The 26,805-nt window shown below is 55.2% G+C and carries 34 protein-coding genes; all 34 read left to right on the plus strand.

The annotated features are described in order from the left end of the window. Positions 1 to 82 precede the first annotated feature (82 nt). The 34 genes from rplK to rpsM all read left to right on the plus strand — a co-directional run bounded on the left by rplK (position 83) and on the right by rpsM (position 26,798). Positions 83 to 514, plus strand: a complete 432-nt coding sequence (rplK, locus tag AC0IYN_RS13520) for a 50S ribosomal protein L11 (RefSeq protein WP_003176435.1) — start codon at positions 83 to 85, stop codon at positions 512 to 514. Beyond that, positions 514 to 1,209: a 50S ribosomal protein L1 gene (gene rplA / locus AC0IYN_RS13525; protein WP_003232403.1), complete on the plus strand. Its 696-nt coding sequence runs from the start codon at positions 514 to 516 to the stop codon at positions 1,207 to 1,209. The genes rplK and rplA overlap by 1 nt, the downstream gene beginning before the upstream one ends. A gap of 199 nt (positions 1,210 to 1,408) precedes the next feature. After that, positions 1,409 to 1,909: a 50S ribosomal protein L10 gene (gene rplJ / locus AC0IYN_RS13530; RefSeq protein ID WP_010206364.1), complete on the plus strand. Its 501-nt coding sequence runs from the start codon at positions 1,409 to 1,411 to the stop codon at positions 1,907 to 1,909. Positions 1,910 to 1,987: 78 nt separating this feature from the next. Beyond that, positions 1,988 to 2,353: a 50S ribosomal protein L7/L12 gene (rplL, locus tag AC0IYN_RS13535; RefSeq protein ID WP_003210093.1), complete on the plus strand. Its 366-nt coding sequence runs from the start codon at positions 1,988 to 1,990 to the stop codon at positions 2,351 to 2,353. A gap of 219 nt (positions 2,354 to 2,572) precedes the next feature. Beyond that, positions 2,573 to 6,646 carry a DNA-directed RNA polymerase subunit beta gene (gene rpoB, locus AC0IYN_RS13540; protein WP_034101000.1) on the plus strand — a complete coding sequence of 1,358 codons (4,074 nt, stop codon included), beginning with the start codon at positions 2,573 to 2,575 and terminating at the stop codon, positions 6,644 to 6,646. Between the two features lie 64 nt (positions 6,647 to 6,710). Continuing rightward, positions 6,711 to 10,910, plus strand: a complete 4,200-nt coding sequence (gene rpoC, locus AC0IYN_RS13545; protein WP_078050399.1) for a DNA-directed RNA polymerase subunit beta' — start codon at positions 6,711 to 6,713, stop codon at positions 10,908 to 10,910. A 216-nt stretch (positions 10,911 to 11,126) separates the two neighbouring features. Further along, the gene (gene rpsL / locus AC0IYN_RS13550) at positions 11,127 to 11,498 is read left to right on the plus strand and encodes a 30S ribosomal protein S12 (RefSeq protein ID WP_002555494.1); all 372 of its coding nucleotides are present in this window, start codon (positions 11,127 to 11,129) and stop codon (positions 11,496 to 11,498) included. 118 nt (positions 11,499 to 11,616) lie between these two features. Further along, the gene (rpsG, locus tag AC0IYN_RS13555; protein ID WP_002555493.1) at positions 11,617 to 12,087 is read left to right on the plus strand and encodes a 30S ribosomal protein S7; all 471 of its coding nucleotides are present in this window, start codon (positions 11,617 to 11,619) and stop codon (positions 12,085 to 12,087) included. A 30-nt stretch (positions 12,088 to 12,117) separates the two neighbouring features. Then, positions 12,118 to 14,223 carry an elongation factor G gene (gene fusA / locus AC0IYN_RS13560; protein ID WP_033900034.1) on the plus strand — a complete coding sequence of 702 codons (2,106 nt, stop codon included), beginning with the start codon at positions 12,118 to 12,120 and terminating at the stop codon, positions 14,221 to 14,223. 30 nt (positions 14,224 to 14,253) lie between these two features. Continuing rightward, positions 14,254 to 15,447, plus strand: a complete 1,194-nt coding sequence (gene tuf, locus AC0IYN_RS13565) for an elongation factor Tu (RefSeq protein ID WP_003176426.1) — start codon at positions 14,254 to 14,256, stop codon at positions 15,445 to 15,447. A 159-nt stretch (positions 15,448 to 15,606) separates the two neighbouring features. Then, on the plus strand, positions 15,607 to 15,918 hold the full coding sequence (gene rpsJ, locus AC0IYN_RS13570; protein ID WP_003186070.1) for a 30S ribosomal protein S10: 312 nt from the start codon (positions 15,607 to 15,609) through the stop codon (positions 15,916 to 15,918). An 81-nt stretch (positions 15,919 to 15,999) separates the two neighbouring features. After that, complete coding sequence (gene rplC, locus AC0IYN_RS13575; protein ID WP_003194649.1) at positions 16,000 to 16,635, plus strand: 50S ribosomal protein L3; 636 nt, start codon at positions 16,000 to 16,002, stop codon at positions 16,633 to 16,635. 12 nt (positions 16,636 to 16,647) lie between these two features. Further along, the gene (rplD, locus tag AC0IYN_RS13580; RefSeq protein ID WP_003176424.1) at positions 16,648 to 17,250 is read left to right on the plus strand and encodes a 50S ribosomal protein L4; all 603 of its coding nucleotides are present in this window, start codon (positions 16,648 to 16,650) and stop codon (positions 17,248 to 17,250) included. Continuing rightward, on the plus strand, positions 17,247 to 17,546 hold the full coding sequence (rplW, locus tag AC0IYN_RS13585; RefSeq protein WP_002555488.1) for a 50S ribosomal protein L23: 300 nt from the start codon (positions 17,247 to 17,249) through the stop codon (positions 17,544 to 17,546). Before rplD ends, rplW begins: the two co-directional genes overlap by 4 nt. Positions 17,547 to 17,560: 14 nt before the next feature. Then, complete coding sequence (gene rplB / locus AC0IYN_RS13590; RefSeq protein ID WP_003186055.1) at positions 17,561 to 18,385, plus strand: 50S ribosomal protein L2; 825 nt, start codon at positions 17,561 to 17,563, stop codon at positions 18,383 to 18,385. 16 nt (positions 18,386 to 18,401) lie between these two features. Further along, a complete protein-coding gene (rpsS, locus tag AC0IYN_RS13595) occupies positions 18,402 to 18,677 on the plus strand; it encodes a 30S ribosomal protein S19 (RefSeq protein WP_003232420.1) in 276 nt (91 codons plus the stop codon). 11 nt (positions 18,678 to 18,688) lie between these two features. After that, complete coding sequence (gene rplV / locus AC0IYN_RS13600; protein ID WP_003103908.1) at positions 18,689 to 19,021, plus strand: 50S ribosomal protein L22; 333 nt, start codon at positions 18,689 to 18,691, stop codon at positions 19,019 to 19,021. A 13-nt stretch (positions 19,022 to 19,034) separates the two neighbouring features. Further along, positions 19,035 to 19,721 (plus strand): 30S ribosomal protein S3, encoded by a 687-nt coding sequence (gene rpsC, locus AC0IYN_RS13605; RefSeq protein ID WP_003176422.1) that lies wholly within the window; start codon positions 19,035 to 19,037, stop codon positions 19,719 to 19,721. Between the two features lie 12 nt (positions 19,722 to 19,733). Continuing rightward, the gene (rplP, locus tag AC0IYN_RS13610) at positions 19,734 to 20,147 is read left to right on the plus strand and encodes a 50S ribosomal protein L16 (protein WP_003176421.1); all 414 of its coding nucleotides are present in this window, start codon (positions 19,734 to 19,736) and stop codon (positions 20,145 to 20,147) included. Further along, the gene (gene rpmC / locus AC0IYN_RS13615; protein ID WP_002555481.1) at positions 20,147 to 20,338 is read left to right on the plus strand and encodes a 50S ribosomal protein L29; all 192 of its coding nucleotides are present in this window, start codon (positions 20,147 to 20,149) and stop codon (positions 20,336 to 20,338) included. Before rplP ends, rpmC begins: the two co-directional genes overlap by 1 nt. A 2-nt stretch (positions 20,339 to 20,340) precedes the next feature. After that, on the plus strand, positions 20,341 to 20,607 hold the full coding sequence (gene rpsQ / locus AC0IYN_RS13620) for a 30S ribosomal protein S17 (protein WP_003176419.1): 267 nt from the start codon (positions 20,341 to 20,343) through the stop codon (positions 20,605 to 20,607). A 23-nt stretch (positions 20,608 to 20,630) separates the two neighbouring features. After that, entirely contained in the window at positions 20,631 to 20,999 is a 369-nt protein-coding gene (rplN, locus tag AC0IYN_RS13625) for a 50S ribosomal protein L14 (protein WP_002555479.1), read from the plus strand. Positions 21,000 to 21,010: 11 nt separating this feature from the next. Beyond that, positions 21,011 to 21,325, plus strand: coding sequence for a 50S ribosomal protein L24 (rplX, locus tag AC0IYN_RS13630; protein WP_007896770.1), 315 nt, complete (start codon positions 21,011 to 21,013; stop codon positions 21,323 to 21,325). Positions 21,326 to 21,347: 22 nt separating this feature from the next. Continuing rightward, positions 21,348 to 21,887: a 50S ribosomal protein L5 gene (rplE, locus tag AC0IYN_RS13635; protein ID WP_003194642.1), complete on the plus strand. Its 540-nt coding sequence runs from the start codon at positions 21,348 to 21,350 to the stop codon at positions 21,885 to 21,887. A gap of 13 nt (positions 21,888 to 21,900) precedes the next feature. Then, a complete protein-coding gene (gene rpsN / locus AC0IYN_RS13640; RefSeq protein ID WP_003176414.1) occupies positions 21,901 to 22,206 on the plus strand; it encodes a 30S ribosomal protein S14 in 306 nt (101 codons plus the stop codon). Between the two features lie 208 nt (positions 22,207 to 22,414). Beyond that, positions 22,415 to 22,807 carry a 30S ribosomal protein S8 gene (gene rpsH, locus AC0IYN_RS13645; RefSeq protein WP_010566853.1) on the plus strand — a complete coding sequence of 131 codons (393 nt, stop codon included), beginning with the start codon at positions 22,415 to 22,417 and terminating at the stop codon, positions 22,805 to 22,807. Between the two features lie 12 nt (positions 22,808 to 22,819). Further along, on the plus strand, positions 22,820 to 23,353 hold the full coding sequence (gene rplF / locus AC0IYN_RS13650; RefSeq protein ID WP_003194640.1) for a 50S ribosomal protein L6: 534 nt from the start codon (positions 22,820 to 22,822) through the stop codon (positions 23,351 to 23,353). A gap of 10 nt (positions 23,354 to 23,363) precedes the next feature. Then, on the plus strand, positions 23,364 to 23,714 hold the full coding sequence (rplR, locus tag AC0IYN_RS13655) for a 50S ribosomal protein L18 (RefSeq protein WP_003186037.1): 351 nt from the start codon (positions 23,364 to 23,366) through the stop codon (positions 23,712 to 23,714). 3 nt (positions 23,715 to 23,717) lie between these two features. Beyond that, complete coding sequence (gene rpsE, locus AC0IYN_RS13660; protein WP_003176409.1) at positions 23,718 to 24,218, plus strand: 30S ribosomal protein S5; 501 nt, start codon at positions 23,718 to 23,720, stop codon at positions 24,216 to 24,218. A 2-nt stretch (positions 24,219 to 24,220) separates the two neighbouring features. After that, a complete protein-coding gene (gene rpmD, locus AC0IYN_RS13665) occupies positions 24,221 to 24,397 on the plus strand; it encodes a 50S ribosomal protein L30 (RefSeq protein WP_003176408.1) in 177 nt (58 codons plus the stop codon). 3 nt (positions 24,398 to 24,400) lie between these two features. Then, positions 24,401 to 24,838, plus strand: coding sequence for a 50S ribosomal protein L15 (gene rplO / locus AC0IYN_RS13670; protein WP_003176407.1), 438 nt, complete (start codon positions 24,401 to 24,403; stop codon positions 24,836 to 24,838). Continuing rightward, positions 24,839 to 26,167, plus strand: coding sequence for a preprotein translocase subunit SecY (secY, locus tag AC0IYN_RS13675; protein ID WP_003194637.1), 1,329 nt, complete (start codon positions 24,839 to 24,841; stop codon positions 26,165 to 26,167). It begins immediately after the preceding gene. Between the two features lie 28 nt (positions 26,168 to 26,195). After that, positions 26,196 to 26,312, plus strand: coding sequence for a 50S ribosomal protein L36 (gene rpmJ, locus AC0IYN_RS13680; protein ID WP_002555468.1), 117 nt, complete (start codon positions 26,196 to 26,198; stop codon positions 26,310 to 26,312). A 129-nt stretch (positions 26,313 to 26,441) separates the two neighbouring features. Then, a complete protein-coding gene (gene rpsM, locus AC0IYN_RS13685) occupies positions 26,442 to 26,798 on the plus strand; it encodes a 30S ribosomal protein S13 (protein WP_076964124.1) in 357 nt (118 codons plus the stop codon). Positions 26,799 to 26,805 lie beyond the last annotated feature (7 nt).

Here is a 26,805-nt window from a genome sequence, read left to right on the forward strand (position 1 = left end):
TGGGGTTTTGTCGTCACTGGGATAAACGCGCAAGTAACCGGGGAGCCTTTCGAGGCGTTTGAACCCGTAATTGGAGTGCCTCATGGCCAAGAAGATTACCGCTTACATCAAGCTGCAAGTGAAGGCCGCTCAGGCCAACCCTAGCCCACCCGTCGGTCCAGCTCTGGGTCAGCACGGCGTGAACATCATGGAATTCTGCAAGGCCTTCAACGCCCGTACTCAGGGTCTTGAGCCAGGTCTGCCGACTCCAGTGATCATCACTGTATACAGCGACCGTAGCTTCACTTTCGAAACCAAGTCGACTCCGGCTTCGGTTCTGTTGAAGAAAGCTGCTGGTCTGACTAGCGGTTCCGCTCGTCCGAACACCGTTAAGGTTGGCACCGTAACTCGTGCTCAGCTGGAAGAAATCGCGAAAACCAAAAACGCGGATTTGACTGCAGCTGATATGGATGCAGCCGTGCGTACCATCGCCGGTTCTGCTCGTAGCATGGGCCTTAACGTGGAGGGTGTGTAATGGCTAAGCTGACCAAGCGCCAAAAGGCTATCGCCGGCAAAATCGAAGCAGGCAAGGCCTACAACTTTGTAGACGCCGCTGCCCTGCTGACCGAGCTGTCGACTGTCAAGTTCAGCGAGTCCGTTGACGTTGCTGTAAACCTGGGTGTTGACCCACGTAAATCCGACCAGGTCGTTCGTAGCGCAACTGTGCTGCCACACGGTACTGGCAAGACTGTACGTGTAGCTGTCTTCACCCAAGGCCCGGCAGCTGAAGCTGCTCTGGCCGCCGGCGCTGACCGCGTTGGCATGGACGACCTGGCTGCCGAAATGAAAGGCGGCGACCTGAACTACGACGTAGTTATTGCTTCCCCGGATGCAATGCGCGTTGTAGGTCAGTTGGGTCAGATCCTGGGCCCACGTGGCCTGATGCCTAACCCTAAAGTCGGCACCGTAACGCCAGACGTAGCCACTGCGGTTAAAAACGCCAAGGCTGGTCAGGTTCGTTATCGCACCGACAAAAACGGCATCATTCACACCTCCGTTGGCAAAGTCGGCTTCGATGCCGTCAAGCTGAAGGAAAACGTTGAAGCCCTGATCGCTGATCTGAAGCGTATCAAGCCTGCTTCCTCGAAAGGTATCTACGTCAAGCGCGTTACCCTGAGCACCACTATGGGCCCGGGTCTGGTCATCGACCAAGGTTCGCTGGACGTATAAGACACAGATTGGCGTGAGCGATCACGCCAATTGAAAAAATTGGGGTCCCTGCCTGGCGGGGGCTATCCAAGACCGTAGGCGACGCAAGTCTTAAACCACAAGCCTACGCAGATGGTGCTCCCGGTTCCTTACCGAATCAGACACCAAAACGACATCCGGCTCCGGCCAGATGAAACGGTAACAAGCAGGAGTTAAACCCGTGGCAATTAATCTCGAAGACAAGAAGGCCATCGTCGCTGAAGTCAACGAGGCTGCCAAAGCTGCTCTGTCCGCTGTCGTGGCTGATGCCCGTGGTGTGACAGTAGGCGCTATGACCGGACTCCGTAAAGAGGCTCGTGAAGCTGGCGTATACGTACGTGTTGTACGTAACACCCTGCTCAAGCGCGCCGTTGCTGACACTGAATACAGTGTCCTTAACGACGTGTTCACCGGCCCGACTCTGATCGCGTTCTCTAAAGAACATCCAGGCGCTGCTGCCCGTTTGTTCAAAGAATTCGCCAAGAGTCAGGAAAAGTTCGAGATCAAGGCAGCTGCGTTCGAGGGCAAGTTCCTCGCAGCTAACCAAATCGACGTACTGGCAACACTGCCGACCCGCGACGAAGCCATTTCGCAGCTGATGAGCGTGATTCAAGGCGCTACCAGCAAGCTGGCTCGTACTCTGGCCGCAGTTCGCGAGCAAAAAGAAGCCGCCGCAGCCTAAGGCTGAGCGACTTCTCTCGCGTATTTTTGTTTATTTCGATGGCCGAGTAGGCCGTCCCCCAATTCAGGAAATACAGCAATGTCTATCTCCCAAGACGATATCCTCAACGCCGTAGCTGAAATGTCGGTTCTGCAGGTTGTTGAGCTGATCAAAGCTTTCGAAGAAAAATTCGGCGTTTCCGCTGCCGCTGCTTCCGCTGGCCCAGCTGTTGCTGCTGTTGCTGCTGAAGAGCAAACCGAATTCAACGTCATGCTGCTGGAAGCTGGCGAGAAGAAAGTAAACGTGATCAAGGCAGTACGTGAACTGACCGGTCTGGGCCTGAAAGAAGCCAAGGCTGTAGTTGACGGCGCTCCTGCCCAGGTTCTGGAAGCAGTGTCGAAAGACGCCGCTGACAAAGCCAAAGCTGTTCTGGAAGAAGCAGGCGCTAAAGTCGAGCTGAAGTAAGCATCGACCTTGCGTCTCCAGCCCAAGCGTTAAGCTGAAGGCTGATGGCTGGTGGCTCTTGCCACCGGCCTTTTTCCGTTCTTGGCTGTCGACTCGGTCGCCGCCATTAACGCGCTGTAGCCACCCGATGCGGTGGTGCAAACCATGGGGTTTGCGAGATTTTCTGGCTGCTCCCGTCGGGGGGGCCAAACAAGCAGGTGACCAAGCTGGGGAACGCTGATGGCTTACTCATATACTGAGAAAAAACGTATCCGCAAGGACTTTAGCAAGTTGCCGGACGTCATGGATGTCCCGTACCTTCTGGCTATCCAGCTGGATTCGTATCGTGAATTCTTGCAGGCGGGAGCGACCAAAGATCAGTTCCGCGACGTGGGCCTGCATGCGGCCTTCAAATCCGTTTTCCCGATCATCAGCTACTCCGGCAATGCTGCGCTGGAGTACGTCGGTTATCGCCTGGGCGAACCGGCATTTGATGTCAAAGAATGCGTGTTGCGCGGTGTTACGTACGCCGTACCTTTGCGGGTAAAAGTCCGCCTGATCATTTTCGACAAAGAATCGTCGAACAAAGCGATCAAGGACATCAAAGAGCAAGAAGTCTACATGGGCGAAATCCCACTGATGACTGAGAACGGTACCTTCGTTATCAACGGTACCGAGCGTGTGATCGTTTCCCAGCTGCACCGTTCCCCGGGCGTGTTCTTCGACCACGACCGCGGCAAGACGCACAGCTCCGGTAAGCTCCTGTACTCCGCGCGGATCATTCCGTACCGTGGTTCGTGGTTGGACTTCGAGTTCGACCCGAAAGACTGCGTGTTCGTGCGTATCGACCGTCGTCGCAAGCTGCCGGCCTCGGTACTGCTGCGCGCGCTCGGCTATACCACTGAGCAAGTGCTGGACGCTTTCTACACCACCAACGTATTCAGCCTGAAGGATGAAACCCTCAAGCTGGAGCTGATCGCTTCCCGTCTGCGTGGTGAAATTGCCGTCCTGGATATCCAGGATGAAAAGGGCAAGGTCATTGTTGAGGCGGGTCGTCGTATTACTGCGCGCCACATCAACCAGATCGAAAAAGCCGGTATTACAGAGCTGGAAGTGCCTCTGGACTACGTCCTGGGTCGCACGACCGCCAAGGTTATTGTTCACCCGGCGACAGGCGAAATCCTGGCTGAGTGCAACACCGAGCTGAACACCGAGATCCTGGCCAAAATCGCCAAGGCTCAGGTTGTTCGCATCGAGACCCTGTACACCAACGACATCGACTGCGGTCCGTTCATCTCCGACACGCTGAAGATCGACTCCACCAGCAACCAATTGGAAGCGCTGGTCGAGATCTATCGCATGATGCGTCCTGGTGAGCCACCAACCAAAGACGCTGCCGAGACCCTGTTCAACAACCTGTTCTTCAGCCCTGAGCGCTATGACCTGTCTGCGGTCGGCCGGATGAAGTTCAACCGTCGTATCGGCCGTACCGAGATCGAAGGTTCGGGCGTGCTGTGCAAGGAAGACATCGTCGCGGTACTGAAGACCCTGGTCGACATCCGTAACGGTAAAGGCATCGTCGATGACATCGACCACCTGGGTAACCGTCGTGTTCGCTGCGTAGGCGAGATGGCCGAGAACCAGTTCCGCGTTGGCCTGGTACGTGTTGAGCGTGCGGTCAAAGAGCGTCTGTCGATGGCTGAAAGCGAAGGCCTGATGCCGCAAGACCTGATCAACGCCAAGCCAGTGGCTGCGGCGGTGAAAGAGTTCTTCGGTTCCAGCCAGCTTTCCCAGTTCATGGACCAGAACAACCCGCTCTCCGAGATCACCCACAAGCGCCGTGTTTCTGCACTGGGCCCGGGCGGTCTGACCCGTGAGCGTGCTGGCTTTGAAGTGCGTGACGTACACCCGACGCACTACGGTCGTGTTTGCCCGATCGAAACGCCGGAAGGTCCGAACATCGGTCTGATCAACTCCCTGGCTGCTTATGCGCGCACCAACCAGTACGGCTTCCTCGAAAGCCCGTACCGCGTGGTGAAAGACGCTCTGGTCACCGACGAGATCGTGTTCCTGTCCGCCATCGAAGAAGCCGATCACGTGATCGCTCAGGCTTCGGCCACGATGAACGACAAGAAAGTCCTGATCGACGAGCTGGTAGCTGTTCGTCACTTGAACGAGTTCACCGTCAAGGCGCCGGAAGACGTCACCTTGATGGACGTTTCGCCGAAGCAGGTAGTTTCGGTTGCAGCGTCGCTGATCCCGTTCCTGGAGCACGATGACGCCAACCGTGCGTTGATGGGTTCTAACATGCAGCGTCAAGCTGTACCGACCCTGCGCGCTGACAAGCCGCTGGTAGGTACCGGCATGGAGCGTAACGTAGCCCGTGACTCCGGCGTTTGCGTCGTGGCTCGTCGTGGCGGCGTGATCGACTCTGTTGATGCCAGCCGTATCGTGGTTCGTGTTGCCGATGACGAAGTTGAAACTGGCGAAGCCGGTGTCGACATCTACAACCTGACCAAATACACCCGCTCAAACCAGAACACCTGCATCAACCAGCGTCCGCTGGTGAGCAAGGGTGATCGCGTTCAGCGTAGCGACATCATGGCCGACGGCCCGTCCACCGACATGGGTGAACTGGCACTGGGTCAGAACATGCGCATCGCGTTCATGGCGTGGAACGGCTTCAACTTCGAAGACTCCATTTGCCTGTCCGAGCGTGTTGTTCAAGAAGATCGTTTCACCACGATCCACATTCAGGAACTGACCTGTGTGGCCCGTGACACCAAGCTTGGGCCAGAGGAAATCACTGCAGACATCCCGAACGTGGGTGAAGCTGCACTGAACAAACTGGACGAAGCCGGTATCGTTTACGTAGGTGCTGAAGTAGGCGCAGGCGACATCCTGGTCGGTAAGGTCACTCCGAAAGGCGAGACCCAACTGACTCCGGAAGAGAAGCTGTTGCGTGCCATCTTCGGTGAAAAAGCCAGCGACGTTAAAGACACCTCCCTGCGTGTACCTACCGGTACCAAAGGTACTGTCATCGACGTACAGGTCTTCACCCGTGACGGCGTTGAGCGTGATGCTCGTGCACTGTCCATCGAGAAGACCCAACTCGACGAGATCCGCAAGGACCTGAACGAAGAGTTCCGTATCGTTGAAGGCGCGACCTTCGAACGTCTGCGTTCCGCCCTGGTAGGCCACAAGGCCGAAGGCGGTGCAGGCCTGAAGAAAGGTCAGGACATCACCGACGAAGTCCTCGACGGTCTTGAGCACGGCCAGTGGTTCAAACTGCGCATGGCTGAAGATGCTCTGAACGAGCAGCTCGAGAAGGCCCAGGCCTACATCGTTGATCGCCGCCGTCTGCTGGACGACAAGTTCGAAGATAAGAAGCGCAAACTGCAGCAGGGCGATGACCTGGCTCCAGGCGTGCTGAAAATCGTCAAGGTTTACCTGGCAATCCGTCGCCGCATCCAGCCGGGCGACAAGATGGCCGGTCGTCACGGTAACAAAGGTGTGGTCTCCGTGATCATGCCGGTTGAAGACATGCCGCACGATGCCAATGGCACCCCGGTCGACGTCGTCCTCAACCCGTTGGGCGTACCATCGCGTATGAACGTTGGTCAGATCCTTGAAACCCACCTGGGCCTCGCGGCCAAAGGTCTGGGCGAGAAGATCAACCGTATGATCGAAGAGCAGCGCAAGGTCGCAGACCTGCGTAAGTTCCTGCACGAGATCTACAACGAGATCGGCGGTCGCAACGAAGAGCTGGACACCTTCTCCGACCAGGAAATCCTGGATCTGGCGAAGAACCTGCGCGGTGGTGTTCCAATGGCTACCCCGGTGTTCGACGGTGCCAAGGAAAGCGAAATCAAGGCCATGCTGAAACTGGCAGACCTGCCAGAAAGCGGCCAGATGCAGCTGTTCGACGGCCGTACCGGCAACAAGTTCGAGCGCCCGGTTACTGTTGGCTACATGTACATGCTGAAGCTGAACCACTTGGTAGACGACAAGATGCACGCTCGTTCTACCGGTTCGTACAGCCTGGTTACCCAGCAGCCGCTGGGTGGTAAGGCTCAGTTCGGTGGTCAGCGTTTCGGGGAGATGGAGGTCTGGGCACTGGAAGCATACGGTGCTGCTTACACTCTGCAAGAAATGCTCACAGTGAAGTCGGACGATGTGAACGGTCGGACCAAGATGTACAAAAACATCGTGGACGGCGATCACCGTATGGAGCCGGGCATGCCCGAGTCCTTCAACGTGTTGATCAAAGAAATTCGTTCCCTCGGCATCGATATCGATCTGGAAACCGAATAACACGTGACGCGAATCGAGAGCGGGGCTGTTTAGCCCGCTCTCTGCTCCGCCAGGAGGAAAGGCCTTGAAAGACCTACTGAATTTGCTGAAAAACCAGGGTCAAGTCGAAGAGTTCGACGCCATCCGTATTGGATTGGCATCGCCTGAGATGATCCGTTCGTGGTCGTTCGGTGAAGTTAAAAAGCCGGAAACCATTAACTACCGTACGTTCAAACCTGAGCGTGACGGCCTGTTCTGCGCCAAGATCTTTGGCCCGGTTAAGGATTACGAGTGCCTGTGCGGTAAGTACAAGCGCTTGAAGCACCGTGGTGTGATTTGCGAGAAGTGCGGCGTTGAAGTTGCACTGGCCAAGGTTCGTCGTGAGCGCATGGCGCACATCGAACTGGCTTCGCCGGTTGCCCACATCTGGTTCCTGAAATCGCTGCCGTCCCGTATCGGCTTGCTGATGGACATGACCCTGCGTGATATCGAACGCGTTCTCTACTTCGAGAGCTATGTCGTTATCGATCCAGGCATGACTACCCTTGAAAAGGGTCAGCTGCTGAACGACGAGCAGTACTTCGAAGCGCTGGAAGAGTTCGGTGACGATTTCGATGCCCGCATGGGTGCCGAAGCTGTCCGCGAACTGCTGCACGCTATCGACCTGGAGCACGAGATTGGCCGCCTGCGTGAAGAAATTCCGCAAACCAACTCCGAAACCAAGATCAAGAAGCTGTCCAAGCGTCTGAAGTTGATGGAAGCCTTCCAGGGTTCCGGCAACTTGCCAGAGTGGATGGTGCTGACCGTTCTGCCGGTTCTGCCGCCAGACCTGCGTCCGCTGGTACCGTTGGATGGCGGTCGTTTCGCGACTTCCGACCTCAACGACTTGTACCGTCGCGTGATCAACCGTAACAACCGCTTGAAGCGCCTGCTTGATCTGTCCGCTCCGGACATCATCGTGCGCAACGAAAAGCGTATGTTGCAAGAAGCTGTCGATGCCTTGCTCGACAACGGCCGTCGTGGCCGCGCTATCACCGGTTCCAACAAGCGTCCTCTGAAATCCTTGGCTGACATGATCAAGGGTAAGCAAGGTCGTTTCCGTCAGAACTTGCTCGGTAAGCGTGTTGACTACTCCGGTCGTTCGGTAATTACCGTAGGCCCGACCCTGCGTCTGCACCAGTGCGGTCTGCCTAAGAAGATGGCACTTGAGCTGTTCAAGCCATTCATCTTCGGCAAGCTCGAAATGCGCGGTCTCGCGACCACCATCAAAGCGGCCAAGAAAATGGTCGAGCGCGAACTGCCAGAGGTTTGGGACGTTCTCGCTGAAGTGATCCGCGAACACCCGGTTCTCCTCAACCGTGCACCGACCCTTCACCGTCTGGGTATCCAGGCGTTTGAACCGGTACTGATCGAAGGTAAGGCTATCCAGCTGCACCCGCTGGTCTGTGCTGCGTACAACGCCGACTTCGACGGCGACCAAATGGCCGTGCACGTACCGCTGACACTGGAAGCCCAGTTGGAAGCGCGCGCGTTGATGATGTCGACCAACAACATTCTGTCGCCAGCCAACGGTGAGCCAATCATCGTTCCGTCGCAGGACGTTGTATTGGGTCTGTACTACATGACCCGTGAAGCGATCAACGCCAAAGGCGAGGGTCGTGTGTTCGCTGACCTGCAAGAAGTTGACCGTGTGTTCCGTGCCGGCGAAGCCGCACTGCATGCCAAGGTCAAAGTGCGGATCAACGAAACCGTCAACGACCGTGATGGCGGCAGCGTGAGCAACACTCGTATCGTCGACACCACTGTCGGCCGTGCGTTGTTGTACCAAGTTGTGCCAAAAGGTCTGTCGTACGATGTCGTCAACCTGCCGATGAAGAAAAAGGCGATCTCCAAGCTGATCAACCAGTGCTACCGCGTGGTTGGTTTGAAAGAGACCGTGATCTTCGCTGACCAGTTGATGTACACCGGTTTTGCTTACTCGACCATTTCCGGCGTTTCCATCGGTGTTAACGACTTCGTTATCCCGGATGAAAAGGCCCGCATCATCAGTGCTGCTACTGATGAAGTGAAAGAGATCGAAAGCCAGTACGCTTCCGGCCTGGTAACCCAGGGCGAGAAGTACAACAAGGTAATCGACCTTTGGTCCAAGGCGAACGACGAAGTTTCCAAGGCGATGATGGCCAACCTCTCGAAAGAGAAAGTCATTGACCGTCACGGCGACGAAGTTGACCAAGAGTCCTTCAACTCGATGTACATGATGGCCGACTCGGGCGCACGGGGTTCTGCTGCGCAGATCCGTCAGCTCGCCGGTATGCGTGGCCTGATGGCCAAGCCGGACGGTTCCATCATCGAAACGCCGATTACTGCGAACTTCCGTGAAGGTTTGAGCGTACTTCAGTACTTCATCTCGACTCACGGTGCTCGTAAAGGTCTGGCGGATACCGCGTTGAAAACCGCTAACTCCGGTTACCTGACTCGTCGTCTGGTAGACGTTGCACAAGATCTGGTCGTGACCGAGATCGATTGCGGCACCGAGCATGGCCTGCTGATGACTCCGCACATTGAAGGCGGTGACGTTGTAGAGCCGCTGGGTGAGCGTGTATTGGGTCGTGTTATTGCCCGTGATGTATTCAAGCCAGGTACCGAGGAAGTTATCGTTCCTGCCGGCACCCTGGTAGATGAGAAGTGGGTCGAGTTCATCGAACTCAACAGCATCGACGAAGTGATCGTTCGCTCGCCGATCAGCTGCGAAACCCGCTACGGCATTTGCGCCAAGTGCTACGGCCGTGACTTGGCTCGTGGTCACCAGGTGAACATCGGTGAAGCGGTCGGCGTTATCGCTGCCCAGTCCATCGGTGAGCCGGGTACCCAGCTGACCATGCGTACGTTCCACATCGGTGGTGCGGCAAGCCGGACCTCCGCAGCCGACAGCGTTCAGGTGAAGAATGGCGGTACCGTCCGTCTGCACAACCTGAAACACGTTGAGCGAGTGGATGGCCACCTGGTTGCTGTGTCCCGTTCCGGTGAGCTGGCAATCGCTGATGACTACGGTCGTGAGCGTGAGCGTTACAAGCTGCCGTACGGTGCTGTGATTTCGGTTAAAGAAGGTGACAAGGTCGACGCTGGCGCAATCGTGGCCAAGTGGGATCCGCACACTCACCCAATCGTTACCGAAATGAAAGGTACCGTGACCTACGTGGGCATGGAAGAAGGCATCACGATCAAGCGTCAGACTGACGAATTGACCGGTATGACCAACATTGAAGTACTCGACGCTAAAGATCGTCCAGCTGCCGGTAAAGACATCCGTCCTGCCGTGAAGATGGTCGATGACAACGGCAAGGATCTGTTGCTGCCAGGCACTGACGTAATCGCTCAGTACTTCCTGCCAGCCAACGCCCTGGTCGGTGTAGCGGATGGTGCGAAGATCGCGATCGGTGATGTTATCGCGCGTATCCCGCAAGAAACTTCGAAAACCCGTGACATCACCGGTGGTCTGCCGCGTGTTGCTGACTTGTTCGAAGCTCGTCGTCCGAAAGAAGCGTCGATTCTGGCTGAAGTCAGCGGCACCATCGCGTTCGGTAAAGAGACCAAGGGCAAGCGCCGTCTGGTCATTACTCCGAACGACGGTAGCGATCCGTATGAAGAGCTGATTCCGAAGTGGCGTCACCTGAACGTGTTTGAAGGCGAACAGGTAAACCGCGGCGAAGTTATCTCCGACGGCCCGAGCGATCCACACGACATCCTGCGTCTGCTGGGTGTCAGTGCGTTGGCCAAGTACATCGTTAACGAGATCCAGGACGTTTACCGCCTGCAAGGCGTGAAGATCAACGATAAGCACATCGAGACCATCCTGCGTCAGATGCTGCGTAAAGTTGAGATCGCTGAATCCGGCGATTCCAGTTTCATCAAGGGCGACCAGATGGAACTGACTCACGTACTGGTAGAGAACGAGCGTCTGGGCGCGGAAGACAAATTTGTCTCCAAGTTCACTCGCGTACTGCTGGGTATCACCAAGGCGTCGTTGTCCACTGAGTCGTTCATCTCGGCGGCCTCCTTCCAGGAGACCACTCGCGTACTGACCGAAGCGGCGGTAACCGGCAAGCGCGATTACCTGCGCGGCCTGAAAGAAAACGTGGTTGTGGGTCGTCTGATCCCAGCCGGTACCGGTTTGGCTTACCACAGCGAGCGCAAGCGCCGCCGTGATGCTGACAAGCCGTTGCGCGTAAGCGCCAGTGAAGTGGAAGCTGCACTGACCGAAGCGCTGAACTCAAGCGGTAACTGAGTTCTGCGGTAAATAAGTCTGGGCCCTGGCAGCCCCATTCGTCGGATCGAGGCATTTTTGCCCCGGTTCGATGAGAGGGGAGGTCGGGGCCTTGCCTTGACTGGGGACAAGATCCTCTTTAGACTCTTGTACCCCTAAATTTGGCGGGAATTCGTTCCTGCCATTTTGCTTTTCTTGCAAGACAATAGCGTCGCAAGACAACAGTGGAGCTAGTAGATGGCAACTATCAACCAGCTGGTACGTCAGCCGCGTAAGCGTATCGTCGAGAAATCCGACGTACCTGCGCTGCAGAACTGCCCGCAACGTCGTGGCGTATGCACTCGCGTGTATACCACTACGCCGAAAAAACCTAACTCGGCACTGCGTAAAGTATGCCGTGTGCGCCTGACCAACGGTTTCGAGGTTTCCTCGTACATCGGTGGTGAAGGTCACAACCTGCAAGAGCACAGCGTGGTACTGATCCGCGGCGGTCGTGTAAAAGACTTGCCAGGTGTTCGTTACCACACCGTACGCGGCTCCTTGGATACTTCCGGCGTTAAAGGTCGTAACCAGGGTCGTTCGAAGTACGGTACCAAGAAGCCTAAGTAGTAGCGGCTTTTTGTAAAACTGAATCATCTTATTTTCTGAGTCGATAAGAGTAAGGTCGGAGGCGTCCCGCAAGGGCACCGATTCCGAACGAACCTGAAGACCGTTTGAGGGCTTATCCATGCCAAGAAGACGCGTAGCAGCCAAGCGCGAAGTGCTTGACGATCCAAAATACGGAAGCCAAATCCTGGCCAAGTTCATGAACCACGTGATGGAAAGCGGCAAGAAAGCCGTTGCCGAGCGTATCGTTTATGGCGCGCTGGAAAAGGTTAAAGAACGCAAGAACAGCGACCCCCTGGAAATCTTCGAGAAAGCTCTCGACGCCATCGCTCCGCTGGTCGAAGTGAAGTCGCGCCGTGTAGGCGGTGCTACTTACCAGGTTCCGGTTGAAGTTCGTCCGTCCCGTCGTAACGCTCTGGCAATGCGCTGGTTGGTAGACTTCGCCCGTAAGCGCGGCGAGAAGTCTATGGCTCTGCGTTTGGCCGGCGAGCTGTTGGACGCTGCTGAAGGTAAAGGTGCTGCTGTTAAGAAGCGTGAAGACGTGCACCGTATGGCTGAAGCTAACAAAGCTTTCTCGCACTACCGCTTCTAATCTTAGCTTCACTAATTTTGCGAGGGCTTTATGGCTCGTACTACTCCGATTAGCCGCTACCGTAACATCGGTATCGTTGCTCACGTGGATGCTGGTAAAACCACCACCACCGAGCGCGTACTGTTTTACACCGGCAAAAGTCACAAAATGGGCGAGGTGCATGACGGCGCCGCGACCACAGACTGGATGGTTCAGGAGCAGGAGCGTGGTATTACCATTACTTCTGCTGCTATTACCGCCTTCTGGAAAGGTTCCGAGAAGCAGTACAAAGACGAGCACCGTTTCAACGTAATCGATACCCCGGGCCACGTAGACTTCACCATTGAAGTTGAACGTTCCCTGCGCGTACTCGACGGCGCTGTCGTTGTGTTCTGCGGTACCTCGGGTGTTGAGCCTCAGTCGGAAACCGTATGGCGCCAAGCCAACAAGTACGGCGTTCCACGTCTTGTTTACGTAAACAAGATGGACCGTGCTGGTGCCAACTTCCTGCGCGTGATCGGTCAGATCAAGCAGCGTCTGGGTCACACTCCGGTGCCAATCCAATTGGCTATCGGTTCCGAAGATAACTTCCAGGGTCAGATCGATCTGATCAACATGGAAGCGGTCTACTGGAATGATTCCGACAAAGGTATGGTTCCTGTTCGCAAGCCTATCCCTGCAGAACTGCAGGAACTGGCTGACGAGTGGCGCAATAACATGGTTGAGGCTGCTGCCGAAGCCAACGAAGAGCTGATGAACAAGTACCTCGAAGGTGAAGAACTCACCAACGTGGAAATCAAGGCTGCTCTGCGTCAGCGTACTATCGCTGGTGAGATCGTCTTGGCTGTTTGCGGTTCTTCCTTCAAGAACAAGGGTGTTCCCCTGGTTCTCGACGCCGTTATCGACTACCTGCCGGCTCCAACCGACATTCCTGCTATCAAGGGTACCAACCCGGATAACGAGGAAGAAGAGATGGAGCGTCACGCCGATGACAGCGAGCCGTTCTCGGCTCTGGCGTTCAAGATCGCAACCGACCCATTCGTGGGTACTTTGACCTTCGTCCGCGTTTACTCGGGCGTGTTGGCCTCCGGCGACGGCGTGATCAACTCGGTTAAAGGCAAGAAAGAGCGCGTGGGTCGTATGGTGCAAATGCACGCAAACGCCCGTGAAGAGATCAAGGAAGTGCGCGCTGGTGACATCGCGGCCCTGATCGGCATGAAGGACGTCACCACTGGTGAGACTTTGTGCGACGCTGCCAAGCCAATCATCCTGGTTCGCATGGACTTCCCGGAGCCGGTTATTTCGGTTGCCGTAGAGCCTAAGACCAAGGATGACCAGGAAAAAATGGGTATCGCTCTGGGCAAACTTGCTCAGGAAGATCCATCTTTCCGCGTCAAGACTGATGAAGAGACTGGTCAAACGATCATCTCCGGCATGGGCGAGCTGCACCTGGACATCCTGGTTGACCGGATGCGCCGTGAGTTCAACGTCGAAGCCAACATCGGTAAGCCTCAGGTTTCCTATCGTGAGCGCATCACGAAGAACTGTGAAATCGAAGGCAAGTTCGTTCGTCAGTCCGGCGGTCGTGGTCAGTTCGGTCACTGCTGGATCCGTTTTGCTCCTGCTGACGAAGGTCAGGAAGGTCTGCAATTCGTGAACGAAGTAGTTGGTGGTGTTGTTCCTAAGGAATACATCCCGGCTATCCAGAAGGGTATCGAAGAGCAGATGAAGAACGGTGTTGTTGCCGGCTATCCGCTGATCGGCCTGAAAGCAACCGTTTTTGACGGTTCTTACCACGACGTCGACTCCAACGAGATGGCGTTTAAGGTGGCTGCTTCCATGGCAACCAAGCAACTGGCCCAGAAGGGCGGTGGTGAGTTGCTTGAGCCAATCATGGCGGTAGAAGTTGTTACACCTGAAGACTATATGGGTGATGTCATGGGCGACCTTAACCGTCGTCGCGGCATGATCTTGGGTATGGAAGACACGGTTTCCGGCAAAGTGATTCGCGCCGAGGTTCCGCTGGGTGAGATGTTCGGTTATGCGACCGACGTTCGCTCCATGTCCCAGGGTCGCGCAAGCTACTCTATGGAATTCAAAAAATACAACACAGCTCCGGCGCACATCGCTGAAACTGTATCCAAAAAACAAGGCTGATTCAGTCCTTTAGGCAAGGAGTTAATTGTCGTGGCTAAAGAAAAATTTGATCGTTCCCTACCGCACGTCAACGTTGGCACCATCGGTCACGTTGACCACGGTAAAACCACTCTGACTGCTGCTCTGACTCGCGTTTGCTCCGAAGTTTTCGGTTCCGCAATCGTTGATTTCGATAAAATCGACAGCGCGCCAGAAGAGAAAGCTCGTGGTATCACCATCAACACCGCGCACGTTGAATACAACTCGCTGATCCGTCACTACGCTCACGTTGACTGCCCAGGTCACGCTGACTACGTGAAGAACATGATCACCGGTGCTGCCCAGATGGACGGCGCAATCCTGGTTTGCTCGGCCGCTGATGGTCCGATGCCACAAACCCGTGAGCACATCCTGCTGTCCCGTCAGGTAGGCGTTCCGTACATCGTGGTTTACCTGAACAAGGCTGACCTGGTAGACGACGCTGAGCTGCTGGAACTGGTTGAGATGGAAGTGCGCGATCTGCTGAGCACTTACGACTTCCCAGGCGACGACACTCCGATCATCATCGGTTCTGCTCGTATGGCTCTGGAAGGCAAAGACGACAACGAAATGGGCACCACGTCCGTTCGTAAACTGGTTGAGACTCTGGACAGCTACATCCCAGATCCAGTCCGTGTTATCGACAAGCCGTTCCTGATGCCAATCGAAGACGTATTCTCGATCTCCGGTCGCGGTACTGTTGTAACTGGTCGTATCGAGCGCGGTATCGTTAAGGTTCAAGATCCACTGGAAATCGTTGGTCTGCGTGACACTACCGTCACCACCTGCACCGGTGTTGAAATGTTCCGCAAACTGCTCGACGAAGGTCGTGCTGGCGAGAACTGCGGCGTTCTGCTGCGTGGTACCAAGCGTGACGACGTTGAGCGTGGCCAGGTTCTGGTTAAGCCAGGTTCGGTTAAGCCGCACACCAAGTTCGAAGCTGAAGTGTACGTTCTGAGCAAAGAAGAAGGCGGTCGTCACACTCCGTTCTTCAAAGGCTACCGTCCACAGTTCTACTTCCGTACTACCGACGTAACTGGTAACTGCGAACTGCCGGAAGGCGTAGAAATGGTAATGCCAGGCGACAACATCAAAATGGTTGTCACCCTGATCAAAACCATCGCTATGGAAGACGGTCTGCGTTTCGCAATCCGTGAAGGCGGCCGTACCGTTGGTGCTGGCGTTGTAGCTAAAATCATCGAGTAATTATCTCTTCTGAGATAGCTCTGATGTTTTGAAAAGGCCCCCGCTCAGCGGGGGCCTTTTTTATTGGGTTGACACCTATCAGGGCCGTCTATAGAATTGCGCCTCCTTTTAACGGGCGTATTGCGCTCGCTGGGAATAGCAGCCGGAGTCTGAAATCCAATGCAAAATCAGCAAATCCGTATCAGGTTGAAGGCTTTTGACCATCGCCTGATCGACCAATCCACCCAGGAAATCGTGGAAACCGCGAAACGTACTGGTGCACAAGTGCGTGGTCCAATTCCACTGCCTACCCGTAAAGAGCGGTTCACCGTTCTGGTCTCCCCGCACGTCAACAAAGACGCGCGTGACCAGTACGAGATCCGTACTCATAAGCGCGTACTGGACATCGTCCAGCCAACGGATAAAACCGTTGATGCACTTATGAAGCTCGATCTGGCGGCCGGTGTGGAAGTACAGATCAGCCTCGGCTAAGACTCGGGTCTTAGTCGTGTAACGCTCTGAAATGGGCGGCCATAGCGGGTGAAAGCCCCGTACACTCATGAGGTTTACAACATGACTATTGGTGTAGTCGGTCGTAAATGCGGTATGACCCGTATTTTCACCGAAGAAGGTGTCTCCATTCCGGTCACGGTCATTGAGATCGAGCCGAATCGCGTCACCCAGTTCAAAACTGAAGAAACCGATGGCTATCGTGCAGTGCAAGTCACTGTCGGCGAGCGTCGTGCTTCGCGCGTGACTGCTGCTCAAGCAGGTCACTTCGCTAAAGCAAACGTTGCAGCTGGTCGTACTGTTATGGAGTTCCGTCTTGAAGACGGCGACTACCAGGCTGGCGATCTGATCAACGCTGAAATCTTCGCCGCTGGTCAACTGGTTGATGTAACCGGTCAGTCCAAAGGTAAAGGCTTCCAGGGTACGATCAAGCGTTGGAATTTCCGTGGCCAAGACAACACTCACGGTAACTCCGTTTCCCACCGCGTCCCGGGCTCTATTGGCCAGTGCCAGACTCCTGGTCGTGTATTCAAGGGCAAAAAAATGTCCGGTCATATGGGCGCTGAGCGCGTGACCGTGCAGTCCCTCGAAGTAGTGCGCGTCGACGCTGAACGCAATCTGTTGTTGGTCAAGGGTGCTGTTCCTGGCGCTACTGGCGGCAACCTGGTTGTACGTCCAGCGGCCAAGGCTCGCGGTTAAGGGGAAGCTGACATGCAATTAAATGTAAATGACGCTCAAGCGATCGAAGTTTCCGAACTGACATTTGGCGGCGAATTCAACGAGACGCTGGTTCACCAAGCAGTCGTGGCCTACATGGCCGGCGGCCGTCAAGGTAGCAAGCAGCAAAAGACCCGTTCCGACGTACGTGGTGGCGGTAAGCGCCCTTGGCGTCAGAAAGGCACTGGCCGTGCTCGTGCCGGTACTATCCGTAGCCCAATCTGGCGTGGCGGCGGTACCACTTTCGCAGCTCGTCCTCAGGATCACTCGCAGAAGCTCAACAAGAAGATGTACCGCGCAGCTCTGCGCTCCATCCTTGCTGAACTCGTGCGTACTGACCGTCTGGTCGTGGTTCAGGACTTCGCTGTTGAAAGCCCGAAAACCAAAGATCTGCTGGGCAAACTGAACAACATGAGCCTGACCGATGTTTTGATCGTGTCTGAAGCTGTTGATCAGAACCTGTACCTGGCTGCTCGCAACCTGCCACACGTTGATGTACGTGACGTGCAAGGTTCCGATCCAGTTAGTCTGATCGCATACGACAAGGTGTTGATCACCGTGTCGGCCGTGAAGAAATTCGAGGAGCTGCTGGGATGAACCAGGAACGCGTATTTAAAGTTCTGCTTGGCCCGCACGTTTCCGAAAAGGCTACGGTTCTGGCTGACAAGAAAGGCCAGTTCGTTTTCAAGGTTGCAACTGACGCAACCAAGCTGGAAATCAAGAAGGCCGTCGAAAGCCTGTTCAGCGTGAAAGTAGAGCGTGTTACTACCCTGAATGTTCTGGGTAAGAGCAAGCGCACTGCTCGCGGTCTGGGCAAGCGTAATGACTGGAAGAAGGCAGTTATCTCCCTTCAGCCAGGCCAAGATCTCGATTTCAGCAGCAGTGCTGAGTAAGGAAGGGGTGCATCATGGCAATCGTTAAATGCAAACCGACTTCCCCTGGCCGCCGTTTTGTGGTCAAGGTGGTCAACCAGGAGCTGCATAAAGGCGCTCCTCACGCACCGCTGCTCGAGAAAAAATCGAAGTCTGGTGGTCGTAACAACAATGGTCGCATTACCACTCGTCACATCGGTGGTGGCCATAAGCAGCATTATCGTCTGGTCGACTTCCGTCGCAACGACAAAGATGGCATCGCTGCCACTGTCGAGCGTATCGAATACGATCCAAACCGTACTGCTCACATCGCTCTGCTGCTGTACGCAGATGGCGAGCGTCGCTACATCATCGCCCCTAAAGGCGTGAGCGCTGGCGACCAGCTGATCGCAGGTGCTTTGGCACCGATCAAGCCGGGCAACGCTCTGCAACTGCGCAACATTCCAGTTGGTAGCACCGTACACGGCATCGAATTGAAGCCAGGTAAAGGCGCGCAAATCGCTCGTTCCGCTGGTGCTTCGGCTCAGCTGATCGCTCGTGAAGGTGTCTACGTGACCCTGCGTCTGCGTTCTGGTGAGATGCGTAAAGTGCTGGCTGAATGCCGCGCGACCCTGGGCGAAGTCTCGAACTCCGAGCACAGCCTGCGTTCGCTGGGTAAAGCTGGTGCCAAACGCTGGCGTGGCGTTCGCCCAACCGTTCGTGGTGTTGCCATGAACCCGGTTGACCACCCACACGGTGGTGGTGAAGGTCGTACCTCTGGTGGTCGTCATCCGGTATCGCCATGGGGCTTCCCGACTAAGGGCGCGAAGACTCGTGGTAATAAGCGTACCGACAAAATGATCGTCCGTCGTCGCAAGTAAATAGAGGGATACGACAGTGCCACGTTCTCTGAAAAAAGGTCCTTTTATTGATCTTCACCTACTGAAGAAGATCGAAGTGGCGGCGGAAAAGAACGATCGCAAACCAGTTAAGACCTGGTCGCGTCGTTCGATGATCCTGCCACAAATGGTCGGTCTGACCATCGCTGTACACAACGGTCGCTTGCACGTCCCAGTTCTCGTGAACGAAGACATGGTCGGCCACAAACTAGGCGAGTTTGCCGGTACCCGCACTTATCGTGGGCACGTGGCAGACAAGAAAGCCAAGCGTTAAGGGGTAAGGAAATGGAAGTAGCCGCTAAGTTGTCGGGCGCTCGAATCTCCGCCCAGAAAGCCCGCTTGGTCGCCGACCAGATCCGCGGGAAGAAGGTGGGCGAAGCGCTCAACCTGTTGGCTTTCAGCAGTAAGAAAGCCGCCGAGATCATGAAGAAAGTGCTGGAGTCGGCCGTAGCCAACGCCGAGCATAACGAAGGCGCAGACGTTGATGACCTGAAGGTCAGCACCGTTTTCGTCAACGAAGGGCGTTCGCTGAAGCGCATCATGCCACGTGCCAAAGGCCGTGCTGATCGCATCGTCAAGCGGTCTTGCCATATCACTGTCAAGGTTGCTGACAAGTAACGGAGTCGAAGAGATGGGTCAGAAAGTACATCCCATTGGCATTCGCCTGGGAATCGTCAAGGAGCACACCTCCGTCTGGTACGCAGACGGTCGGACTTATGCGGACTATTTGTTCGCTGATCTGAAGGTGCGTGAGTATCTCCAAGACAAACTAAAAAGCGCGTCCGTAAGCCGTATCGATATCCATCGTCCGGCGCAAACTGCACGTATCACCATCCACACCGCTCGTCCAGGTATCGTTATCGGGAAGAAAGGTGAAGATGTTGAGAAACTGCGTCAGGACCTGACCAAGCAAATGGGTGTGCCTGTGCACATCAATATCGAAGAGATCCGCAAGCCGGAACTCGACGGTATGCTGGTTGCGCAGAGCGTAGCTCAGCAGCTGGAGCGTCGCGTAATGTTCCGTCGCGCTATGAAGCGCGCTGTACAGAACGCCATGCGCATTGGTGCCAAAGGCATCAAAATCCAAGTGAGCGGTCGTCTCGGCGGTGCTGAAATCGCACGTACTGAATGGTATCGCGAAGGTCGTGTGCCACTGCACACCCTGCGTGCCGACATCGACTATGCCAACTACGAAGCTCACACCACTTACGGTGTGATCGGTGTAAAGGTTTGGATCTTCAAAGGCGAAGTAATTGGTGGTCGCCAAGAAGAACTGAAACCACAAGCACCAGCGCCTCGTAAAAAAGCTGCTAAGTAAGGGGTACGCCAAATGTTGCAACCTAAGCGTACGAAGTTCCGCAAGCAGATGACAGGCCACAACCGTGGTCTGGCTCAGCGCGGTAGCAAAGTCAGCTTCGGCGAGTTCGCGCTGAAGTCTGTAGCTCGTGGTCGTCTCACCGCTCGTCAGATCGAGTCAGCGCGTCGTGCTCTGACCCGTCACGTAAAACGTGGCGGCAAGATCTGGATCCGTGTATTCCCGGACAAGCCGATCTCCAAAAAACCTCTCGAGGTTCGGATGGGTAAAGGTAAGGGTAACGTGGAATACTGGGTAGCCCAGATTCAGCCAGGCAAAGTCCTGTATGAAATCGAGGGTGTTTCTGAAGAGCTGGCGCGTGAGGCTTTCGCCCTGGCTGCTGCAAAGCTGCCGCTCGCCACCTCCTTTGTTAAACGGACGGTGATGTGATGAAAGCGAATGAACTTCGTGAAAAATCCGCACAGCAGCTGAACGAGCAACTGCTCGGCCTGCTGCGCGACCAGTTCAATCTGCGTATGCAGAAAGCAACTGGCCAGTTGGGGCAGTCTCATCTGCTCTCGCAAGTTAAGCGTGACATCGCTCGCGTGAAGACTGTGCTCAACCAGCAGGCAGGTAAGTGATCATGGCTGAAGCCGAAAAGACTGTCCGTACGCTGACTGGCCGTGTTGTCAGCGACAAGATGGACAAAACCATCACCGTTCTGATCGAGCGTCGCGTTAAGCACCCGATCTACGGTAAATATGTTAAGCGTTCGACTAAGCTGCACGCGCACGACGAAACCAATCAGTGCCACATCGGCGACAAAGTCACTATTCGTGAAACTCGTCCGCTGGCCAAGACCAAGTCTTGGGCACTGGTTGATGTTCTCGAACGCGCTGTGGAAGTCTAAGGACTAGGGGTCGGAGAAATTATATGATTCAGACTCAATCCATGCTCGATGTGGCCGATAACAGCGGCGCTCGCCGTGTTATGTGCATCAAGGTGCTGGGTGGCTCCCATCGTCGTTACGCTGGTATCGGTGACATCATCAAAGTTACCGTGAAGGAAGCAATTCCTCGCGGTAAAGTGAAAAAAGGCCAAGTGATGACTGCTGTTGTAGTCCGCACTCGTCACGGCGTACGCCGTGCTGATGGCTCCATTATCCGCTTTGATGGCAACGCTGCTGTTCTTCTGAACAACAAGCAAGAGCCGATCGGCACCCGTATCTTTGGGCCAGTGACCCGTGAACTTCGTACTGAGAAGTTCATGAAGATCGTCTCGCTCGCCCCAGAAGTGCTGTAAGGAGATCCGACATGCAAAAGATTCGTCGTGACGACGAGATCATCGTGATCGCCGGCAAAGACAAAGGTAAGCGCGGTAAGGTGCTGAAGGTTCTCGCTGACGACCGTCTGGTCGTTGGTGGTCTGAACCTGGTCAAGCGTCATACCAAGCCTAACCCGATGTCGGGCGTACAGGGCGGTATCGTCGAGAAAGAAGCGCCATTGCACGCTTCTAACGTCGCCATCTTCAACGGCGAAACCAACAAGGCTGACCGCGTTGGTTTCAAAGTAGAAGACGGTAAGAAAATTCGTGTCTTCAAGTCGACCCAAAAAGCGGTTGATGCTTGAACACTGCTAGGTAGATAAGACCATGGCACGACTACAAGAGATTTACCGGAAGGAAATCGCCCCCAAGCTTAAGGAAGAACTTAAGCTCGGGAACGTGATGGAAGTTCCGCGCGTCACCAAAATCACCCTGAACATGGGTCTGGGCGAAGCGATCGGCGACAAAAAAGTCATCGAGCACGCTGTTGCTGACCTGGAAAAGATCACCGGTCAAAAAGTCGTTGTGACTTACGCTCGGAAATCCATCGCTGGCTTTAAAGTCCGTGAAGGTTGGCCGATCGGCGTCAAAGTGACTCTGCGCCGTGAGCGTATGTACGAATTCCTGGATCGTCTGCTGTCGATCTCCCTGCCTCGGGTTCGCGACTTCCGCGGCCTGAATGCCAAGTCCTTCGATGGTCGTGGTAACTACAGCATGGGCGTGAAAGAGCAGATCATCTTCCCGGAAATCGACTACGACAAGATCGATGCTCTCCGCGGTCTGGACATCACCCTGACCACCACTGCCAAGAACGATGATGAAGGTCGCGCCCTGTTGCGTGCTTTCAAATTCCCGTTCCGCAACTGATTGGAGTAGGACCATGGCCAAGATGAGCATGAAAAACCGCGAGCTGAAGCGTCAGCTCACGGTTGCCAAGTACGCCAAGAAGCGTGCAGCACTGAAAGCAATCATCGTTGATCTGAACGCAAGTCCAGAAGCGCGTTGGGAAGCTACAGTAGCTCTGCAGAAGCAGCCACGTGACGCAAGCGCCTCGCGCATGCGTAACCGCTGCCGCCTGACCGGTCGTCCACACGGCGTTTACCGCAAGTTCGGCCTCGGCCGTAACAAACTGCGTGAAGCGGCAATGCGTGGTGACGTACCAGGTCTGGTTAAAGCCAGCTGGTAAGTACTTTCAGAGTCCAGGTGGTCGGCATCGCAAGATAACGACCACCGGTGACCTTGAATCTGGAACAAGCCCCTTTTGGGGCTTGTTTCATTTCCGGAGTGTGTCTAGAATACCCGGCTCGCCTGAGCCCGTGTTTTCTATGCCCGGAGATTCTCGGCGACATATGTAGCCGCAAGGCTAATTTTTTTGTATTAGGAGCGTCTAGCCCATGAGTATGCAGGACCCGTTAGCGGACATGCTAACTCGTATCCGTAATGCCCAGATGGCTGAAAAGTCCGTCGTAAGCATGCCATCTTCCAAGTTGAAGGTAGCTGTTGCCAAAGTCCTGAAAGACGAAGGCTACATTGCGGGTTATCAGATCAGCAGCGAAACCAAACCACTGCTGTCCATCGAGCTGAAGTACTTCGAAGGCCGTTCGGTCATCGAGGAAGTGAAGCGCGTTAGCCGTCCAGGCCTGCGTCAGTACAAGTCCGCTGAAGATCTGCCGAAAGTTCGTGGCGGTCTGGGCGTGTCTATCGTCTCCACCAACAAAGGTGTGATGACGGATCGTGCTGCGCGCGCTGCCGGTGTCGGCGGCGAAGTTCTTTGCACTGTGTTCTAAGGGGGGATAAGCATGTCTCGCGTCGCTAAGAACCCCGTTAAGCTGCCAGCCGGTGTCGAAGTCAAATTCGCAGGCCAACAGCTTTCGGTGAAGGGTGCCAAGGGTACTCTTGAACTGAACATCCATTCGTCCGTTGAGATCGTTGAAGAAGCTGGTGAGCTGCGTTTCGCTGCTCGCAATGGCGATCAACAAACTCGCGCAATGGCCGGTACCACGCGTGCGTTGGTAAACAACATGGTCCAAGGCGTAAGCCAAGGCTTCGAGCGTAAGCTCCAGCTGGTCGGTGTTGGTTACAAAGCGCAAGCAAAAGGCACGGTTTTGAACCTGGCCCTTGGCTTCTCGCACCCTGTGGATTACGAACTGCCAGCGGGCATCACTGCTGAGACCCCTAGCCAGACCGATATCCTGATCAAGGGCATCGATAAGCAGCTGGTAGGTCAAGTGGCCGCTGAGATCCGCGACTTCCGTCCACCAGAGCCGTACAAAGGCAAAGGTGTGCGCTACGCGGACGAAGTCGTCCGTCGTAAAGAAGCCAAGAAGAAGTAGGGCATAGCAAATGACCGACAAAAAAGTTACTCGACTGCGTCGCGCTCGCAAAGCACGCCTGAAAATGCACGAACTCGAAGTCGTGCGTCTCTGCGTGTTCCGCTCGTCGCAGCACATCTACGCCCAGGTCATCTCGGCCGACGGCAACAAAGTCCTGGCAAGCGCCTCGACTTTGGATAAAGAACTGCGTGATGGTGCCACTGGCAACATCGACGCGGCCACAAAGGTTGGCCAGCTGGTCGCTACGCGTGCTAAGGCCGCTGGCGTCTCGCAAGTGGCTTTCGACCGCTCTGGCTTCAAGTACCACGGTCGCGTGAAAGCGCTGGCTGATGCTGCTCGTGAAGCTGGGCTGGAGTTCTAAGTTATGTCAAATAACGACCAAAAGCGCGACGAAGGCTACATTGAGAAGCTGGTTCAAGTTAACCGCGTAGCCAAAACCGTTAAAGGCGGCCGTATCTTCACTTTCACCGCGTTGACCGTGGTTGGTGATGGTAAAGGGCGCGTTGGCTTCGGCCGTGGCAAGTCACGTGAAGTGCCTGCCGCGATCCAGAAGGCAATGGAAGCTGCTCGTCGCAACATGATCCAAGTTGATCTGAACGGCACCACTCTGCAGTACGCAATGAAGTCCGCCCATGGCGCTTCGAAGGTGTACATGCAGCCTGCTTCTGAAGGTACCGGTATCATCGCTGGCGGCGCTATGCGTGCTGTCCTCGAAGTTGCTGGCGTTCAGAACGTTCTGGCCAAGTGCTATGGCTCGACTAACCCGGTAAACGTGGTTCACGCCACTTTCAAAGGTTTGAAAGCTATGCAATCTCCTGAGTCCATCGCTGCCAAGCGTGGCCTGACTGTCAAGGAGATCTTCTGATCATGGCTACCGTTAAAGTAACGCTGATCAAAAGCATGACCGGCCGCATCCCTAACCACAAACTGTGTGTTAAAGGTCTGGGTCTGCGTCGCATCGGTCACACTGTAGAAGTCCAGGATACTCCCGAGAATCGCGGGATGATCAACAAGGCTTACTACATGCTGCGTGTAGAGGGTTAATCGATGAAACTCAATGATCTGAGTCCAGCGCCGGGTTCCCGTCGCGAAAAGCATCGTCCGGGCCGTGGTATCGGTAGCGGTTTGGGTAAGACTGGTGGCCGTGGCCACAAAGGTCAAACCTCCCGCTCCGGTGGTACCATCGCTCCAGGCTTTGAAGGCGGTCAACAGCCGCTGCATCGTCGCCTGCCTAAGTTCGGTTTCGTATCCCTGAAAGCCATGGACCGCGCAGAAGTGCGTCTGTCCGAGCTGGCTAAAGTGGAAGGCGACATCGTTACTGTGCAGACCCTGAAAGATGCCAACGTGATCAACGTCAACGTACAGCGTGTGAAAATCATGCTGTCCGGTGAAGTGACTCGCGCTGTCACTATCGGCAAGGGAATCGGCGCCACCAAAGGTGCGCGTTCGGCTATCGAAGCAGCTGGCGGCAAGTTCGAGGAATAAATGGCTAAGCAAGGTGCTCTCTCAGCGCTCGGCAAAGGCGGTATGTCTGAACTTTGGGCTCGTCTGCGTTTTCTGTTCCTGGCGATTATCGTCTACCGAATAGGCGCACACATCCCGGTTCCAGGTATCAACCCGGACCGACTCGCAGACCTGTTTCGACAGAATGAGGGGACCATTCTTAGCTTGTTCAACATGTTTTCCGGCGGCGCGCTGGAGCGGATGAGCATCTTTGCACTGGGGATCATGCCGTACATTTCGGCATCGATCATCATGCAACTGATGACCGCCGTCAGCCCGCAGCTGGAGCAGTTGAAGAAGGAAGGTGAAGCTGGCCGTCGCAAGATTAGCCAGTACACCCGCTACGGCACTGTTGTCCTCGCCCTGGTTCAAGCTATCGGCATGTCCGTTGGCCTGGCCGGGCAGGGCGTTGCGTTCACTGGTGACTTTGGCTTCCATTTCGTCGCGGTATCCACGTTTGTGGCTGGTGCGATGTTCATGATGTGGCTGGGTGAGCAGATTACTGAGCGTGGTGTTGGTAACGGTATCTCGATGTTGATTTTCGCAGGTATCGTCGCCGGTCTTCCGAGAGCGATTGGGCAGTCTTTCGAGTCTGCACGTCAGGGTGATATCAACATTTTCGCCCTGGTTGCCATCGGTTTGCTGGCAGTAGCGATTATCGGTTTTGTGGTGTTCATTGAGCGTGGCCAGCGTCGTATTGCTGTTCACTACGCCAAGCGTCAGCAGGGCCGTAAGGTTTTTGCTGCGCAGACAAGCCACTTGCCGCTGAAAGTGAATATGGCCGGTGTTATTCCGGCAATTTTCGCGAGCAGCATTTTGCTGTTTCCGGCTTCGTTGGGTACCTGGTTTGGTCAGTCTGAAAATATGGGCTGGCTGCAGGACCTCTCTCAGTCGATCGCTCCTGGTCAGCCGTTGAATATTCTGCTGTTTAGTGCAGGGATTATTTTCTTCTGCTTCTTCTATACGGCGTTGATGTTCAATCCGAAAGACGTAGCGGAAAACCTGAAGAAGTCCGGTGCCTTTATTCCGGGCATCCGTCCAGGTGAGCAGTCTGCGCGCTACATTGATGGCGTTCTGACTCGTTTGACCCTGTTCGGTGCTCTCTATATGACGGCCGTGTGCTTGTTGCCCCAGTTCCTGGTGGTGGCAGCAAACGTTCCGTTCTACCTTGGCGGGACCTCGTTGCTGATCGTGGTCGTGGTTGTGATGGACTTCATGTCCCAAGTACAATCGCACCTCGTTTCGCACCAGTACGAATCCCTGATGAAGAAAGCCAACCTGAAGGGCTACGGCAGCGGCATGTTGCGCTGAGTACCCCATAAGGTTCGAGGAGTTGGTGATGAAAGTTCGTGCATCGGTGAAAAAGCTGTGCCGTAACTGCAAGATTATTCGCCGCGAAGGTGTTGTTCGAGTAATTTGCAGCGCGGAACCGCGTCACAAACAGCGCCAAGGCTGAGTGTGATCCGCTTGAAGCCCGGCAGCTAGTGCGCTGCCGGGTTGATTATTTGTTATTACAGCGATATTATCTCGCGCCCTATTTCTTGGCTTCCGGGGCGTAGGTAGCTGTCAATTGGAGTCCCACTGAATGGCCCGTATTGCAGGCGTTAACATTCCAGATAACAAGCACACTGTTATCTCGCTGACCTACATCTATGGTGTTGGTCGCACTACTGCGCAGAAAATTTGCGCAGTTGCTGGGGTAAACCCAGCCGCTAAGATCAAGGATCTGAGCGACGAGCAGATTGAATCGCTGCGTGGCGAAGTGGCGAAGTTCACCACTGAAGGTGACCTGCGCCGTGAAATCAACATGAAAATCAAGCGTTTGATGGACCTCGGTTGCTATCGCGGTCTGCGTCATCGTCGTGGTCTTCCAGTACGCGGTCAGCGTACCAAGACTAACGCGCGTACCCGTAAAGGTCCGCGTAAGCCGATCCGCAAGTAATCGCCCC

This window comes from Pseudomonas sp. AC112 (assembly GCF_979253545.1).